Source organism: Mesorhizobium sp. PAMC28654, assembly GCF_020616515.1.
In the GTDB taxonomy this organism is placed as follows: Bacteria; Pseudomonadota; Alphaproteobacteria; order Rhizobiales; family Rhizobiaceae; genus Mesorhizobium.
Genome location: NZ_CP085135.1, coordinates 1,581,680 through 1,597,908 on the forward strand (window position 1 = coordinate 1,581,680; position 16,229 = coordinate 1,597,908).

Annotated in this window: 12 protein-coding genes and 1 pseudogene; 7 read left to right on the forward strand and 6 right to left on the reverse strand. The window is 61.6% G+C overall.

All coding sequences use genetic code 11. The annotated features are described in order from the left end of the window. Window positions 1–27: 27 nt before the first annotated feature. Window positions 28–1,104 carry a LacI family DNA-binding transcriptional regulator gene (locus tag LGH82_RS08160; protein WP_227348030.1) on the forward strand — a complete coding sequence of 359 codons (1,077 nt, stop codon included), beginning with the start codon at window positions 28–30 and terminating at the stop codon, window positions 1,102–1,104. A gap of 18 nt (window positions 1,105–1,122) precedes the next feature. Here the strand turns inward: LGH82_RS08160 and LGH82_RS08165 are convergent, their stop codons facing one another. Beyond that, window positions 1,123–2,298: an OpgC family protein gene (locus LGH82_RS08165; RefSeq protein WP_227348031.1), complete on the reverse strand. Its 1,176-nt coding sequence runs from the start codon at window positions 2,296–2,298 to the stop codon at window positions 1,123–1,125. Here LGH82_RS08165 and LGH82_RS08170 point away from each other — a divergent pair. Beyond that, on the forward strand, window positions 2,267–3,169 hold the full coding sequence (locus LGH82_RS08170; RefSeq protein WP_319799926.1) for an alpha/beta hydrolase: 903 nt from the start codon (window positions 2,267–2,269) through the stop codon (window positions 3,167–3,169). The genes LGH82_RS08165 and LGH82_RS08170 overlap by 32 nt on opposite strands. Window positions 3,170–3,181: 12 nt before the next feature. Here the strand turns inward: LGH82_RS08170 and LGH82_RS08175 are convergent, their stop codons facing one another. Continuing rightward, window positions 3,182–3,784: a TetR/AcrR family transcriptional regulator C-terminal domain-containing protein gene (locus LGH82_RS08175; RefSeq protein ID WP_227348032.1), complete on the reverse strand. Its 603-nt coding sequence runs from the start codon at window positions 3,782–3,784 to the stop codon at window positions 3,182–3,184. 91 nt (window positions 3,785–3,875) lie between these two features. On the opposite strand from LGH82_RS08175, the pseudogene tet reads away from it, so the two are divergent. Then, a pseudogene (tet, locus tag LGH82_RS08180) lies at window positions 3,876–5,056 on the forward strand (Tet(A)/Tet(B)/Tet(C) family tetracycline efflux MFS transporter). 2 nt (window positions 5,057–5,058) lie between these two features. Here the strand turns inward: tet and sthA are convergent. Further along, a complete protein-coding gene (gene sthA, locus LGH82_RS08185; RefSeq protein ID WP_227348033.1) occupies window positions 5,059–6,447 on the reverse strand; it encodes a Si-specific NAD(P)(+) transhydrogenase in 1,389 nt (462 codons plus the stop codon). A gap of 205 nt (window positions 6,448–6,652) precedes the next feature. Here sthA and LGH82_RS08190 point away from each other — a divergent pair, with 205 nt between their 5' ends. From LGH82_RS08190 to LGH82_RS08200, 3 genes are all read left to right on the forward strand, one after another. Further along, complete coding sequence (locus tag LGH82_RS08190; RefSeq protein WP_227348034.1) at window positions 6,653–7,123, forward strand: RDD family protein; 471 nt, start codon at window positions 6,653–6,655, stop codon at window positions 7,121–7,123. 140 nt (window positions 7,124–7,263) lie between these two features. Continuing rightward, the gene (locus tag LGH82_RS08195; protein WP_227348035.1) at window positions 7,264–8,028 is read left to right on the forward strand and encodes an arginyltransferase; all 765 of its coding nucleotides are present in this window, start codon (window positions 7,264–7,266) and stop codon (window positions 8,026–8,028) included. Between the two features lie 130 nt (window positions 8,029–8,158). Then, the gene (locus LGH82_RS08200) at window positions 8,159–9,055 is read left to right on the forward strand and encodes a DMT family transporter (RefSeq protein ID WP_227348036.1); all 897 of its coding nucleotides are present in this window, start codon (window positions 8,159–8,161) and stop codon (window positions 9,053–9,055) included. Between the two features lie 110 nt (window positions 9,056–9,165). On the opposite strand, the gene LGH82_RS08205 is transcribed toward LGH82_RS08200, so the two are convergent. Together LGH82_RS08205 and parC are read right to left on the reverse strand one after the other, a co-directional pair. After that, window positions 9,166–10,371: an AI-2E family transporter gene (locus LGH82_RS08205; RefSeq protein WP_227348037.1), complete on the reverse strand. Its 1,206-nt coding sequence runs from the start codon at window positions 10,369–10,371 to the stop codon at window positions 9,166–9,168. A gap of 180 nt (window positions 10,372–10,551) precedes the next feature. Beyond that, a complete protein-coding gene (gene parC / locus LGH82_RS08210) occupies window positions 10,552–12,804 on the reverse strand; it encodes a DNA topoisomerase IV subunit A (protein WP_227348038.1) in 2,253 nt (750 codons plus the stop codon). Between the two features lie 337 nt (window positions 12,805–13,141). On the opposite strand from parC, the gene LGH82_RS08215 reads away from it, so the two are divergent. Next, on the forward strand, window positions 13,142–14,332 hold the full coding sequence (locus LGH82_RS08215; protein WP_227348039.1) for a hypothetical protein: 1,191 nt from the start codon (window positions 13,142–13,144) through the stop codon (window positions 14,330–14,332). Between the two features lie 84 nt (window positions 14,333–14,416). Here LGH82_RS08215 and aspS read toward each other — a convergent pair whose 3' ends face one another. Continuing rightward, on the reverse strand, window positions 14,417–16,213 hold the full coding sequence (gene aspS, locus LGH82_RS08220) for an aspartate--tRNA ligase (RefSeq protein ID WP_227348040.1): 1,797 nt from the start codon (window positions 16,211–16,213) through the stop codon (window positions 14,417–14,419). Window positions 16,214–16,229 lie beyond the last annotated feature (16 nt).

Here is a 16,229-nt window from a genome sequence, read left to right on the forward strand (position 1 = left end):
AGATGAGCGCTTGTTCGGGAGAGAAAAATGGCGCCACAGACCGCGAGAAAGACAAGGCCGATCCGGCTGGCCGACATCGCCAAGGCGGCTGGTGTGTCACACGGGACTGCCTCCAACGTGTTCAGCCATCCCGAGATCGTGCGCGAGGAGGTTCGCGAGCGGGTCCGGGCGGCAGCCGAGGCCATGGGTTATGCAGGCCCAGACCCCAAGGGGCGACTGTTGCGTGCGGGCAAGGTCAATGCCATCGGCGTGGCGACGGCCGAGCCCCTTTCCTATTTCTTCGATGACCCGTTTGCCCGGACCATGATGGCCGGCATCTCCGAAGGGTGCGACGCCACCGGCGCCGGCATAGCGTTGGTGTCAGCCGTCAATGAGGAAAAACTCGCCTGGAATATCCAGAGTGCGCTGGTCGATGGTTTCATCCTGTTTTGCATCGAAGGCGGCTCGCGTCTCGTCACCCTGACACGCGAGCGCAAACTGCCCTTCGTGGCGCTCGAACTCGGCTTCGAGGATGAGGACATTTCCGCGATCGGCGTCGACAATGTCGCCGGTGCGCGCCTTGCTGCTAGCCATCTGGCGGAGCTTGGGCACCGCCGCTTCGCGGTGCTGGCCCTGCCCTTAATCGACAACAGCACCGGTCCCGTCTCGCCGGAACAGATCCTGGCTGCCCGCTACACAGCGACACGCGACCGCCTCGTCGGCTATTTCGAGGCGCTTTCACCGTTCGGCGTCGATACGTCCAGAGTGCCGACCTACGAAACCGGCAATGACGAGCTCTCGACCAGGGCAGGCCTCGAATGGATCTTCGCTGGCAGCGAACTGCCCACCGCCATCCTGGCGATGTCGGACAGGATCGCGATGTTCGCGCTTGAATGGCTGAGCGATCGCGGTCTCGCCGTTCCCGGCGACGTCTCCGTCGTCGGCTTCGACGGCGTGCCCGACGCGGCGTTCTGCATCCCCCCGCTGACCACCATCGCCCAGCCGATTGCCGAGATCGGCCGCAGGGCGGCGCGAGCGATCCTCGATTTCGACGGGACCGTGCGGCGCGAGACGCTGGGCGTGGAGCTTGTCGTCAGAGCCTCCGCCGGTCCGGCGAAGGCCTGACCCCTCCCGCCTCCTGGACTACCGGCTTGTCGCCATGGCCCGCACGCCAAAAGCCGGGCCGACAGCTGGCGTGGCATCTCGAGCAGACCGGGCTTTCCCGGACCAACCGATGCCGGAGAGCCACTCAAGATAGAAGGCGAGTGCGAACTGCATGCCGATGCCGCTGGCAAGCAGCAGGCTGTCATAGGCGAACCCGCCTGCATTGATCTGCTTCATCACCTGCGCCACCATCGCGATCACGGTGCCGGCAATGAAGACCGGCAGTGAATGCTTGCCCAGGATGGCGAGTGGATGGTCAGGCGCGGTGCGGAACAGGTTCGAGAACGCTGGAAGGGCAACGACCAGATAGCTGACCGCCAGGATATGAAGCAACCGGGGCAACGAAAGAAACGTCTTGTCGAAGCCGGTCAGCACGGGTGGCAGGCCAAACCAGGAGATCTGACCCCAGAGCGGGCTATGCACCCACACCAGCGCCGTGACAGTGTAGGCCAGGGCAGCGCCAACCAGCCAACGGTTGACCGGAATGGCGCCGCCACGCCGCACACGCAGCATGCCGGCAAGGCCAATGTTGAAGAGGAATTGCCATGACAGCGGATTGAGGAACCAGAAACCGGGTTCCGGATAATTCAGCGGAGCGATCTGATAGATGCCCGCGGCCAGCCACAGGGCCGCTGACACAACGAGCGCCGCCCATGGCCACCGGTTGATGAACAGCAGCCAAAAAGGCGCCATCAGCAGCAGCACCGAATAGACGGGCAGTATGTTGTTGTAACCGAGCTGATGGCCGAGCGTCACGATGCCGACTACGACTTCCGGCGTGTTCTTGATCAGCGGCTCGATGTTGATGAATGTCAGCAGGTCGGGTCGCTTTGCCAACACCGACGCCGCGCAGAAGATGGCGATCACCATCATTGTCGCGACGATATGGGCGACATAGAGGACGCCCGCGCGCCGCCATAGCTTGAGTGTCGCAAGCAGCCGGCCGCCCGGCTGGAATTTCGCGCCATAGGCGAGCGCGACGGAGATGCCGGAAATCAGCACGAAGGCTTCCGCCGCATCGGAGAAACCGAAATTCTTGTAGGTCAGATGTTCATAGGCCGTGCCGGGAACATGATCGACGTATATCGTGAGCAAAGCGAGAGCGCGAAACACGTCGATCCGGGTGTCGCGTTCCGGCGAAACAGGGGTGGTCATCGGTAGGGCCCTCAAAGCTGGTTGTCATTACCGGGCAATGCGACCCCCGACGCACGGCTTCGATTCCTCCCGCGGGAACGATATCGGAAAGAAAACGGGCTCAAATGCGCCTGGTTCAATCAACTTTCGCGGAGCACGAAAATATCGCGTTTACAAACCGGCAAAACAGCCGGAAATGCCGCGCAATCAAAAGGATGTGATCATCATGGACGAGCTGCCGGGAGACGGTGAACCGCAGTCCTGGCTGGGCTTTTCCTACCGCCTCTTTAGGCCTGATGACGCAAGCGACGAAACCCTGTTCCTGCTGCATGGATCCGGTGTCGACGAGATGACGCTGGTGCCTCTTGGCAGGCAGATCGCACAGCGCGCGGTGCTCGTTGCGGTTCGCGGCCGTATCCCACAGGAAGATGGTTTCCGCTGGTTCACCCGGATCACGCCGACGCGTTTCGAGCAGGAAAGCATCCGAAGCGAGACACATGCGTTCGCGAATTTCGCCACCGAGATCGCGGCGCGTCACGCGCTCGACCTCTGGCGAACGACATTCCTTGGTTATTCCAATGGCGCCAATCTGGTTTCCAGCCTGATGCTGTTGCATCCGGGCCTCGTCGCGCAGGCCGCGCTTCTGCGCGCTATGCCGGTGCTGGATGCAGTTCCGCCTATGGACCTGTCGGCGGCGCGCGTGCTGGTCATAACCGGCGAAGCCGACCTGACCTATGCGCCCTTCGCGCCGGCACTCGAGGCGCTGCTTGAACTGCATGGCGCCAAGGTCGAAGCGCGGACCGTTTCTTCCGGCCATGAATTCGGGCCTCCAGACGCGGCTATTGTCAAGCAATGGCTGGCAGAGCCGGCCACCGTATCGGGAATTGGCTAAGCCATTCGTCGATCACAGGGCCTTGTTCATCTTGGCCTCGGTTCCTGCGATCAGCAGATCGAGGCCACTTTCGAACTGCGCCTCGTGACCGCCAACACGGTAATGGGATAGTGCCGAGTGCAGCAGCGGATAAGGCTCCGCGGCCGCGTCCAGGGCAGCGCCCCGACCCGGCCCTTCAGGCGCATCGGCCTGCTCCTCCATGACACAGCCAACCGTATATCGGCCGACTGCCAGAAGCAGGTCCATCGCCTGGTGAGCGATCATGCCCTCGCCCATCATGAAATGCAGCAGCCCTTCGAAATGTCCCAGGTCCTCGGCGTTGGCCTCCGTCCCCGCATGGACGCGCGCGCCGTCCCGGTAGGCAATCAATGCACCGCGAAAACTGCGGGCATTGTTGCGCACGAAATCCCGCCAGTCCTCGCCCTGTCGCGGTGCCCTGTGCTTGTGTCCGCGCCTTAGCAACTCGTCGTTCATTGCGTCGAGCAGGGTACGCTTGTTCCTGAAATGCCAGTAAAGCGCGGGCTGCTGAACCTTCAACCGCTCGGCCAGCAGGCGCGTGGACAGCGCGTCCATGCCGACCTCATTGAGCAGCGACAGCGCCTCGGCGACGATCAAGCCCTTGTCCAATTTCATTCGAATACCCTCGCTTGTGCCGGCAATTTATCGATGATAAGTTAACTTATCGATGATAAATTTAAGAGCTGGCATGAAAAGAGCCTATGTCGCGATGCTCATGACAATGGCCCTCGACGCCGTGGGAATAGGACTGATCCTGCCTGTTCTTCCGGGCCTGCTTCGCGAGGTCGGCCACGCCGATAACATTGGCTGGATCTTCGGCACCTTCCTCGCCGCATACGCCGCCGTGCAGTTCGTCTTTTCACCCCTGCTTGGCGCCTTGTCGGACCGCTATGGCGTCGGCCGGTGCTGCTGCTTTCGCTCTCGGGCGCCATGGTCGACTACCTGTTCATGGCTTTTGCGCCTTCGCTGCCTCTGCTTTTCGCTGGCAGGATCATCGCCGGTATCACAGGCGCCAGCATGGCCGTCGCAAGCGCCTACATTGCCGACATCACACCGGAAGACAGGCGAGCCCGTGGCTTCGGTCATCTCAGCGCCGCCTTCGGCATCGGCTTCATCGCCGGCCCTGCGTTGGGCGGCCTCCTGGGCGAGATCTGGCTGCGCGCGCCATTTCTCGCAGCTTCCGTGCTCAATGGCGCCAACCTTCTGTCTGCGTTCTTCCTGCTGCCGGAGCCCCCGCGTGATGGCCGCAGCAGGGAAGCCGCACCGTTCAATCCGCTCGGACCGATGCGCTGGGCGCTGACCTTCCCGGCTCTACTGCCATTGATCGGCGCCTATGTGATCCTCGGCCTTGTCGGCGAAATCGGCGGCACGATCTGGGTGCTCTACGGCCAGGACAAGTTTGGCTGGAGTTTGCTCACCATCGGCATCTCGCTTGCCTTGTTCGGACTGCTCCACGCCGGAGCCCAAGGCTTCGTGGCTGGGCCGGTCGCGGAGCGATGGGGCGAGAAGCGAGCGGTCATCATCGGCATCGCCGCCGACAGCATGGCCTACGTCTCGATCGCACTAGCGACCCGTGGCTGGATGGCTTTTGCGCTGCTGCCATTGTTCTGTCTCGGTGGCATTGGCGCCCCTGCGCTGCAATCGCTGCTGACCTCGCGGGTCGACGAATCCCACCAGGGCCGATTGCAAGGCGTACTTTCCAGCATGGCGAGCCTCGTTTCGATCTTCGGGCCGATGATCATCAGCACCACCTATTTCCACACGAGGGCAGTCTTTCCAGGTCTGGTGTGGGTTGGCGGCGCGGCGCTCTATCTGCTCTGCCTGCCACTGCTTGCCGTCGCCAGACAGCAACGCAACGTGGCGCAATAAACCTACGCCCGCCCCATCCGGTTCCAGGCGTCCAGCCCGGCGATCTTGTAGGCCTCGGCCAATGTCGGATAATTGAAGGTGTTGTTGACGAAGAAGTCGACAGTGCCACCGAGATTGATGACGGCCTGGCCAATGTGAATGAGCTCAGTGGCGCCCTCGCCGACAATATGCGCGCCGAGCAGACGGCGCGTTTCGATCGAGAACAGCAGCTTCAGGAAGCCAGTATCGACGCCCATGATGTGGCCACGCGAGGTTTCGCGAAAGCGCGCGACGCCAACCTCATAGGCGGCGCCGCTCTCACGCACCTGTTCCTCGGACTGGCCGACCGTGGAGATTTCCGGCACGGCATAAATGCCGTAGGGAAAGGTTTCCGGCGGTGGAGGCAAGGGCACGCCAAAGGCGTGGCAGGCCGCCACCCTGCCCTGCTCCATCGAAGTTGAAGCGAGGCTCGGAAAACCGATGACATCGCCGGCGGCATAGATGTTGGGCGCGGTTGTCTGGAAGGTTTGCGGATCGACCTTGATGCGGCCCCTTGAGTCGGCCTCGATGCCCACCACATCCAGGCCCAGGCTGCCGACATTGCCGGTGCGGCCGGCGGCGTAGAGCACGACCTCCGAACGAATGGTGCGGCCATCAGCCAGTTCCACCTCGGCGGTTTCCGGCTTGGACCGGATTTCCTTCACGGCGCTGCCCAGCCGGATCGTCATGCCGCGATCGCGCATCTGGTGGATGAAATCGTCAACGATCTCGCGGTCGACGAAATCAAGGATGGAATTGCGCGGCTCGACCAGCGTCACCGGCACGTCGAGCGCGGAAAAGATCGTCGCGTATTCGACGCCGATGACGCCGCCGCCGATCACGGTCAGCGTGCGCGGCAGGTGGGCGAGCTCCAGCATCTCGTCGCTGTCGAAGACACGGGTCTTGTCGAAAGGTACATCGTGCGGTCGATGCGGCCTTGTGCCGACCGCGATCAGGGCGTGTGCGAAGCCGACCTCGCTGTAGTCGCCAGTATCCGTGGTCAGGCTGACCTTGTTGGGGCCGATGAATTTTACCGCGGCGCGCGCGCTCTTGACCGTGTTGCGCATGAATTGGTGCTGCAGCACCTCCACCTCGTGGTCGAGGGTCTTGTGCAGGCGCTCGACCAGATCGCCGACAGAAATGTCCTGCTTGACCCGATAGCCGCGCCCGTAGAAGCCGCGCTCGCGCCAGCCCGAAAGGTTCAGCACCGTCTCGCGCAGTGTCTTCGAGGGAATGGTGCCGGTATGCACGGAGACGCCACCCAGGCGTCGGCCCCTGTCAACCACCAGGACCGATTTCCCGAGCTTGGCCGACTGCACCGCGGCACGGCGCCCGGAAGGCCCGCTGCCGATAACCAGCATGTCGTAGTCCATATTGCCCCGTCCCCTCGCCTCTGTCCCAAATGCTTTGTTGCGCCGCAGCAAGCTAATGCTATCCGCTGCGCAAATTCAACCGGCCTGCGCTTAGTGCTCCGTCTTTCGGTGCGTGAAAGGCTCGATCTTGATTCCGCCGCAACCGTTCACCATTTCTCTCACAGCGGCCTGCACCCTATGCCAGGCCCGACAACGAGGAAATGACATGAACGCTCGCGTTCTCGACGGCGAAATCATCACTGGCAGGCTCGACGACACCCGGGCCTATGAGGGCGTGCGCACACGGCGCATCCTGGCCTTCGTGATCGACTACTGCATCGTCATCCTGCTCACAATTCCATTCGCGATCCTGGTGTTTCTGCTGGGCATCCTGACGCTCGGCCTTGGCTGGATGCTGTTTTCCATCCTCATACCGGCCGTCGCCATCCTCTACATTTGGAACACGCTGGGCAGCACTGACCAGGCCACCATCGGCATGAAGATGATGGGAATCCGTCTTGACCGTCTGGACGGCAGGCCGATCGACGGCATGACCGCTGTCGTGCATTCGGTGCTGTTCTGGGCGGGCAACGTCATCCTGTCGCCGCTGGTCCTTCTGGTGACACTGTTTTCGGATCGCAAGCGCACGCTGCACGATCTGCTGCTTGGCACCGTGGTCAGCCGGGCGGGTCGCTGAAACAGCCCTTCCAACAGCCGCTGCAGCCAGTTATGAGCAAATGTGAAGGCGGACAGTCAACCACGCCTTCACAATCCTGTTGAATTTTTCGCCGTCCGCGCCAAAGGTAGGGCGATTCGAAGGAGTGTTTCCAAGGCTCGATGACGCAGCATCCGACCCAGTCGCCGCAGTTCTTCCTGACCGCGCCGTCGCCGTGCCCGTATCTCGAGGGCCAGTTCGAGCGCAAGGTGTTCACGCATCTGGTCGGCGACAAGGCGTCGGAGATGAACGACTTGCTCACGCAAGGCGGTTTCAGGCGCTCGCAGAATATCGCCTACAGGCCGGCCTGCGAAACCTGCCGCGCCTGTGTTTCCGTTCGCATTCTCGCGCAGGAATTCTCAGCCAGCCGCAACATGAGACGTGTGCTGCAGCACAATGCGGACCTTGTCGGCGCCATGCATGACGCCGAGCCATCGACAGAGCAGTATTCGCTTTTTCGCGGCTACCTCGACGCGCGCCATCGCCGTGGCGGCATGTCCGACATGACCGTGCTCGACTACGCGATGATGGTCGAGGACACCCATGTCGACACAAAGGTCATCGAATACAGGCGGCGGGGACCCGATACCTTCATCACCGGCAAGGGCCAGGGCGAACTGATCGCGGTGGCCCTCACCGACAAGATGGCCGACGGCCTGTCGATGGTCTACTCCTACTTCAATCCCGAGTTCGAAGAGCGTTCGCTGGGCACCTTCATGATCCTCGACCACATCGCTCGCGCCAGGGCGATGGGACTGCCCCATGTCTATCTCGGCTACTGGGTCAACGGCTCGCGCAAGATGAACTATAAGATGCGCTTCATGCCGCAAGAGCATCTGGGCCCGAAAGGCTGGGAACGCTATGATCATGAAGCGGTTACGCGCTGATCCGTTTTTTCCAAATCCTACCTTAAACTGTTTCAATGGATAGGCCGCTGGTCTTTCCGCCAATTGGCTGGAGAGTGTGCTATTGCGCCGACCACCGCCAGCCGGCAAAATTCATTGCGAAAGTTGATGCATGCCTTCCCATGATGCTCACACCAGAGGGCTTTTGCTTACGGCCATCGGCGGGCTAACGCTGACCGTCGACATTCCGCTGATCCGGCTCGCGCATGGCGAGGCATGGACGATCCTGTTGTTGCGCACCGGCACCACCTTCGCCGCGGGGCTGATCATGTGGGCTGTCTGGCGTTCGCTCAGCGACAGGGCGCCGCAACTGATCCCCGGCAGGTCCGGGCTCGTCGTCGCCGTTCTCTACGGGCTTGGCTCCATTGCCTTCGTCACCGGCGTTTTCAACACCTCGACCGCCAACCTTGTTTTCATCCTGGCCTTCACCACCATGTTTTCGGCCTTGCTGTCATGGGTGTTCCTCGGCGAAAGGCCGAGACCGCTGACGCTGGGCGCAATGGCGCTCATGCTCGTCGGCATCGTCATCATCGTCGGCGGTTCCGTCGGCTCCGGGCATCTGTTCGGCGACTTCATGGCGCTGTGCGCATCCTTGATGGTGGCTTCGGCCATCACCATCTCGCGCGCCAGCGGCAAGGACATGGGATTTACCGCCCTGGTCGGTGTCATCCTGCCATTTGCCGTAGCGGTGTTCATGGTCTCCAAGGTCGGCTTCCAGGTGAACGCGCCGTGGTGGATCATTTTCAACGGCGCGGTCATCATGCCGATCTCGTTCTTCTGCCTCGCCAATGGCCCGAAATATATTTCCGGACCGGAGGTGGCGATGTTCTACCTGCTTGAGACCGTTCTGGCGCCGGTCTGGGTCTGGTTAATCTTTTCCGAAGCGCCAACGCGAAACAGCCTGATCGGCGGCACGATCCTGATCGTCACGCTGGTCGTCCATTCGATGTGGCAATTGCATGAAGGGCGTAAGCGCCGAGCCGCGCTCGCCGTCAGCCACCCAGCTTAAGGCGCGTCGCGCTTTAAGCCTTCGTTTTTATGCATGTCGTCATCCCAAAACCGCTGCACACTTTTGGGCGACAAACATTAGATCCTACCCGAAAGCTTCGGCCTTCGAGATCATGCGTGGGTCTTTTCCTCGGCGACGATTTCGATCCGCGGCGGACCGCCGGCAAGCTCGACGGGATCGGCCGGAACGGCATCCTCGACCAGTTCCACCTCGCGCAGCCATTCGCGCCAGATGGCAACCAGCAGCGCCATCAGCACCGGGCCGATGAACAGGCCGAGAAAGCCCATCGTCTTGACGCCGCCTATCAGGCCGAAAAAGGTGGGAAGGAAGGGCAGCTTTATCGGCCCGCCAACCAGCTTGGGGCGCAGCGTCTTGTCGACGATGAACAGTTCGACCGTTCCCCAGACGAACAGTGCCACACCGGCCATCATCGAGCCGCTGGCGGCGAGGTAGATCGACACCAGCGTAAATGACAGTGGCGCACCGCCTGGGATAAGCGCCATCACGCCGGTCAGGGCGCCGAGCGTCACCGGCGACGGCACGCCGGCCAGCCAATAGGCGATACCCAGAACCAGGCCCTCGCCTATGGCGATCACGGTCATGCCGGTCACCGTCGAGGAGATCGTCGCCGGCACGACGCGCGAAATCCGCTCCCACCTTGTCGGCAGGATGCGCTCGCCGAGACGATCGATCTGTCCGGCGAAATGCTCACCGTCGCGATAGGCGAAGAACAGGGCGATCATCATGAACAGCAAGGTGAGGATCAGGCCGAACGCACTGCCGCCGGCGGCCAGAACGCCGCGATAGATGCTGCCGATATTGGCGCCACTGATCAGCTGGATCAGTTCGCCGATGCCGCCTGGGTGCCCTAGATTGGTCGTCCATTGGTCGTTCAGCCAGTCGCCGACCGCCGGCAAGGTGGTAATCCAGTGCGGCGTCGGCGCACCGTGCCGGTTGGTCTCGATGGCCCAACCAACCCATTCGCGGACTTCGTTGATGGCGTAGGTGCCGGCAAGCGCGATCGGCACCACGAGGAAGGTCAGGATGAACAGAATCGCAAGTGTCGCACCGACCGTCCGGTTGCCGCCGATCGCCACGAGCAGGCGCCGGTAGAGCGGCCAGCTGGCAAAGGCGATCACGAGGGCAGCCAATACCGGGAACAGGAAGCCATGGAAGAAATAGACGCCCGCCGCAACGATGAGCACCAGCAGCCAGCGCGCCGCCGAGATCGGCGGAATGACCGCCGACCTGAGTGGCGTAGACAGGCCGAACAGGCGCTGCTGCCGCTCTGGCTTCTGAATTTCATTGTCCTTCAAACGCCACCACTCCGTGCCCGGGCATCACTTGCATCGCTGATAGAGGATCATAGTGCAGCAATCGTGACGACAATCCAAATGGCAAGGAAAATGCGGACAAGCTGCAATGAAATCGGAGCGTGATGCAGATGCGCTCGCCAATTTCTTCCCTATCCGTGGAGAAATTGGCGCTTCGCGCCGCTATCCAAATTTACCGGTGCGTGGAAATCCTTTCGGCACCATGCGTCCAGCCGAGGCGCGGGCGCCAATCCATTCGGCCAATTCCTCCCGCGACTTGGTGAAGGTCCGATCGGCCGAATCCTGCCAGGAAAGGCCGGTTTCCAGAGTGAAGGCTTTCAGGTCGAGGACACCGCCATCCTTGTATTTCTGCAGGCGAACGCCCTTGCCGCGGCCCATCTCCGGAATCTCGGACAGCGCGAATACCAGCATCTTGCGGTTCTCGCCAACGATGGCGAGGTGATCGCCGGTCAGCGGCATGCAGCGCTTTGCCTCGTCGGGCGACTTGACGTTCATCACCTGCTTGCCCTTGCGGGTGTTGGCGACGACTTCTTCCTCCACGACGATGAAGCCGTTGGCGTCGTGGGACACCAACAGCAGCTTGCGCTTCGGGTCGTGCACGAAAGCAGTGACGATGTCCTGGTCATTGTCCATGTCGACGATGATGCGGATCGGCTCGCCATGGCCACGCCCGCCCGGCAACCGATCGGCGCCGATCGTGTAGAACTTGCCGCCTGTGGTGAAGACCAGGACCTTGTCGGTGGTCTGGGCGTGGAAGGCGAGCTTGAGGCTGTCGCCTTCCTTGAATGTGAGTGTCGAATAATCGGTCAGATGCCCTTTCATCGCCCGCAGCCAGCCCTTTTCCGAAACAACCACGGTGACCGGCTCGCGCTCGATCATGGCATGGGCGATATCGGTCAGGTCGTGCTCTGGCGCGTCGGCGAACTGGGTCCGGCGCTTGCCGATTTCGGTTTCCGGCCCGTATTTCTCACGGACATTGGCGACTTCCCACTTGATCGTCGCCCACTGCTTCTCGTTGGAGGCAAGCAAAGCCTCGATCTGCTTCTTCTCGGCGCTCAAGCCATCGAATTCGGTGCGGATCTCGAATTCCTCGAGCTTGCGCAAGGCCCGCAAGCGCATGTTGAGGATGGCTTCGGCCTGGGTGTCGGTGAGCGACCAGCGAGCCATCATCACTTGCTTGGGCTCGTCCTCCTCGCGGATGATGCGGATCACCTCGTCGATGTTGAGGTAGGCAATCAGATAGCCGGCAAGGATCTCCAGCCGTCGCTCGATCTCGCCGAGGCGATGCTTCGAGCGGCGGACCAGCACGTCGCGGCGATGCTCCAGCCATTCCTTGAGCACGCCTTTCAGCGAGAGGACGTTTGGCACCTTGCCGCGCGACAGCACGTTCATGTTGAGCGGGAAGCGGCTTTCGAGCTCGGTGAGCTTGAACAGCGATTCCATCAGGATGCCGGGATCGACGGAGCGGCTCTTGGGCACCAGCACGACGCGGATGTCTTCAGCGCTTTCGTCCCTGATATCCTCGAGCAACGGCAGCTTGCGCGCCATCAGCAGCTCGGCGATCTTTTCGATCAGCCGCGCCTTCTGGACGCCATAGGGGATTTCGGTGACGACAATATTCCAGGTGCCCCTGCCCTGGTCTTCCTGGCTCCACTGCGCCCGGACGCGAAACCCTCCGCGTCCACTTTCATAGGCCTCGAGGATCGACGCGCGACTGTCGATGATGATGCCGCCGGTCGGAAAATCCGGACCCTGGACGAAATCCATCAGCTTGGTCACCGGCGCATCGGGATGATCGATCAGATGCAGGGCCGCGTCGCAAAGCTCAGCAGCATTGTGCGGCGGGATGGAGGTCGCCATGCCGACAGCGATGCCGGACGAACCATTGGCAAGCAGGTTCGGGAAGGCGCCGGGCAGCACGACCGGCTCTTCATCCTCTTCATTGTAGGTCGGACGAAAGTCGACAGCGTCCTCGGTGATTCCTTCCAGAAGCAGCGTCGACACCTCGGTCATGCGCGCTTCGGTGTAACGCATGGCGGCCGCGTTATCGCCGTCGATGTTGCCGAAATTGCCTTGCCCGTCGACCAACGGGTAGCGCATCGAGAAATCCTGCGCCAACCGCACCAGCGCGTCGTAGATCGACTGGTCGCCATGCGGGTGGAACTTGCCCATCACCTCGCCGACGATGCGGGCGCATTTGGCGAAGCCCTGCTCGGGATTGAGCCGCAGGAGGCGCATGGCGTGCATGATGCGGCGATGGACCGGCTTCAGTCCGTCGCGAACATCAGGCAGGGCCCGATGCATGATGGTCGACAGCGCATAAGCGAGATAGCGCTCTTCAAGCGCCTTCTTCAGATCGACCGGTTCAATATGATCGCCGCCGCCATCTTGAGGCGGCAAAAGCCTTTTTCCCATGGGCTGGAACTAGCCGAGCGGGTGATTCGCGGCAAGGGGCGCATGCCCCCGCGGATGAATCCACGTCAAGTGCGCAACACGCGATCGCACAGCCAGGCATACCGCCCAACATCAATCTGTTACATGCCGCATCTAAGGCGGAATGCAACTAGACACAGCTATCCGATTTTCATGACAAATTCACCGATTTACGCAAAGACGTCCGGATCGGTTTGCCTTTCGACATGAATTTCGACCAATGTTCGGGGATACGCCTTTTTCCCGTCCAGTTCGTCACGGAATGGTGATGGCGCGCCGAATTGAAAAACAATTTCAGGACACTCTCAGGGAACCCGCGATGACAATCAAACGCTCAACTCTCCAAAAACTCGCTTTCTCGACCTTCTTGTTGACGCTTCCTCTCAACGCGGCCCTCGCACAGGATGCGGCGGTTGCCGACCGGTTGAAGGCAGCTCTCGCCGCTCAAGGCGTCGACATCTCCTGGACTGGCGTGACCGGCGATGATTCCAGCATGGTGCTGCAAGGCGTGGCCATCAAGCCGGCGGCCGAAAAGGAAGCGCTTGCCATCGGCGACGTCAAGCTTGAAGGCGTGACCGCCGCGGACGGCGGCTTTGACATCGCAACCGTGTCGACGGCTCCATTCTCGCACAGCAAGGACGGCGTCACTCTCACGACCACCCCGTTCGTGATCCATGACATGACGGTTCCCGCGGAGGGCGCTACCGGTCCGCTGGGTTCGCTGATGATGTACAAGTCCGCGGAACTCGCGAACCTGACGGTCAAGAAGGATGACAAGACAGCGTTTTCGATGGACGGGCTTGCCATTACCATCACGCCGCCCGCGGACGGCAAGGCGATGGAGTTCTCCGGCACCACCGAGAAATACCATGCCGACCTCACCCTGGTCGATGATCCGAAGTCCAAGGAAGTCATCGACGCGCTCGGCTACCAGAACATATCGGGCAATTTCGAAGTGGCTGGCACCTGGCAGCCCACCGACGGCAAGATGGAGCTGTCGAAGTACGATATCTCCGTCGACAATGCCGGCACGCTCGGCATGACCTTTGACCTTGGCGGCTACACGATGGACTTCATCAAGTCGCTGCAAGCGGTGCAGAAGCAGATGGCGTCGCAGCCGGAAGGTGCCGACAAATCGGCACAGGGCATGGCGATGCTCGGCCTGCTGCAGCAACTGTCGCTCAACAGCGCATCGATCCGCTTCGACGACGATTCGCTGACCAACAAGGTTCTGGACTATGTCGGCAAGCAGCAGGGCATGTCCGGCAAGGACATTGCCAACCAGGCCAAGGCGATCGTGCCGTTCGGCATGTCGCAGCTCAACAACCCGGAACTGACCGCGCAGGTGACGGCGGCCGTCGGCAAGTTCCTCGACGAGCCAAAGAGCCTCGAAGTCTCGGCCGAGCCACCGGCAGCGGTGCCATTTGCGCTGATCATGGCTGGCGCCATGTCCAACCCACTCGACCTCCCGAAGACGCTCGGCGTCACGGTCAAGGCGAACGAAGACTGAGCTTACAGCTTCAGCAAAACAAAAGCCCGGCAGCGATGCCGGGCTTTTTTATTCTGCATCGAAAGAACCGGTTCGGCGTGTTTCCTAAACCTCTTTCTTCGCCACGGCGACGCGCAGCGACAATTCGCGAAGCTGCTGCGGGGTCGCTTCCGACGGCGCATTCATCAGCAGGTCGTAGGCCTGCTGGTTCATCGGGAACATGGTGATTTCGCGAAGGTTCTTGGCCCCGACCAGAAGCATGACGACACGATCGACACCGGCCGCCATGCCGCCATGCGGAGGTGCGCCGTACTGGAAGGCACGGTAGAGGCCGCCGAAGCGCTCCTCGACCGTTGCACGGTCCAGCCCGACAGTCTCGAACGCCTTGACCATGGTTTCCGGCAAATGGTTGCGGATACCGCCCGAGGCAATCTCGAAGCCGTTGCAGACCATGTCGTACTGGAACGCCTTGATGCCGAGCAGATCCTCGCCATTCAGCGCATCGATACCGCCCTGTGGCATCGAGAACGGATTGTGGGCGAAATCGATCTTCTTTTCGTCCTCGTTCCATTCGAAGAACGGGAAATCGACAATCCAGCACAATTCGAAGCGGTCGCGGTCGACGAGGTTCAACTCCTCGCCGGCGCGTGTGCGCGCCGCGCCCGCGAACGACACGAACTTCTTCGGATCACCGGCCACGAAGAAGGCAGCATCGCCTTCGGCCAGGCCAAGCTGCTGGCGGATCGCCTCGGTGCGCTCCTCGCCGATGTTCTTGGCGAGCGGACCGGCGCCCTCGATCTTTTCGCCTTCCTTGCGCCAGAAGATGTAGCCAAGGCCCGGCTGGCCCTCGCTTTGCGCCCATGAATTCATGCGGTCGCAGAAAGCGCGCGAACCACCGGTCTTGGCCGGAATGCCCCAGACTTCGGCCTTCGGGTCGTTGGCCAGGATGTTGGCGAACACCTTGAAACCGGAATCGCGGAAATGGTCGGAGACGGCCTGCATCTCGATCGGGTTGCGCAGGTCAGGCTTGTCGGAACCGTATTTGCGCATGGCGACATCATAGGCGATGCGCTGGAATTTCTGCGTGACCGGCTTGCCGTTGGCAAACGTTTCGAAGACGCCGCGCATGACCGGCTCCATCGTCGACAGCACGTCGTCCTGCTCGACAAAGCTCATTTCGAGGTCGAGCTGGTAGAATTCGCCCGGCAGGCGGTCGGCGCGCGGATCCTCGTCGCGGAAACAGGGCGCGATCTGGAAATAGCGGTCGAAGCCCGACACCATGATCAGCTGCTTGTACTGCTGCGGCGCCTGCGGCAGCGCGTAGAAGGTGCCGGGATGGATACGCGACGGCACCAGGAAGTCGCGCGCGCCTTCGGGCGATGACGCGGTGAGGATCGGCGTCGAGAATTCGGTGAAGCCGACATCGCCCATGCGCTTGCGCATCTCGGCGATGATCTTCGTGCGCGCCACGATGTTCTTGTGCAGCGTCTCGCGGCGCAGATCGAGGAAGCGATATTTGAGACGGATGTCCTCGGGATAGTCCGGCTCGCCGAACACCGGCAGCGGCAACTCCTTCGCCGCCGACAGCACCTCGATCTCACGGGCAAAAATCTCGATTTCGCCGGTTGGCAGGTTGGCATTCGTGGTGTCGGGCAAGCGCGCCTTGACCTCGCCGTCGACGCGGATGACCCACTCGCCGCGCACGGTTTCGGCGATCTTGAAGGCCGGCGAATCCGGATCGGCAACGATCTGGGTCAGACCATAGTGGTCGCGCAGGTCGATGAAGAGCAGGCCGCCGTGATCGCGGACGCGATGAACCCAGCCCGACAGACGAACGGTCGAGCCCACGTCGCTCTTCCTCAACTGGGCACAGGTGTGGCTGCGATAACGGTGCATTGTCATTGGTAAAGTCCGGGAT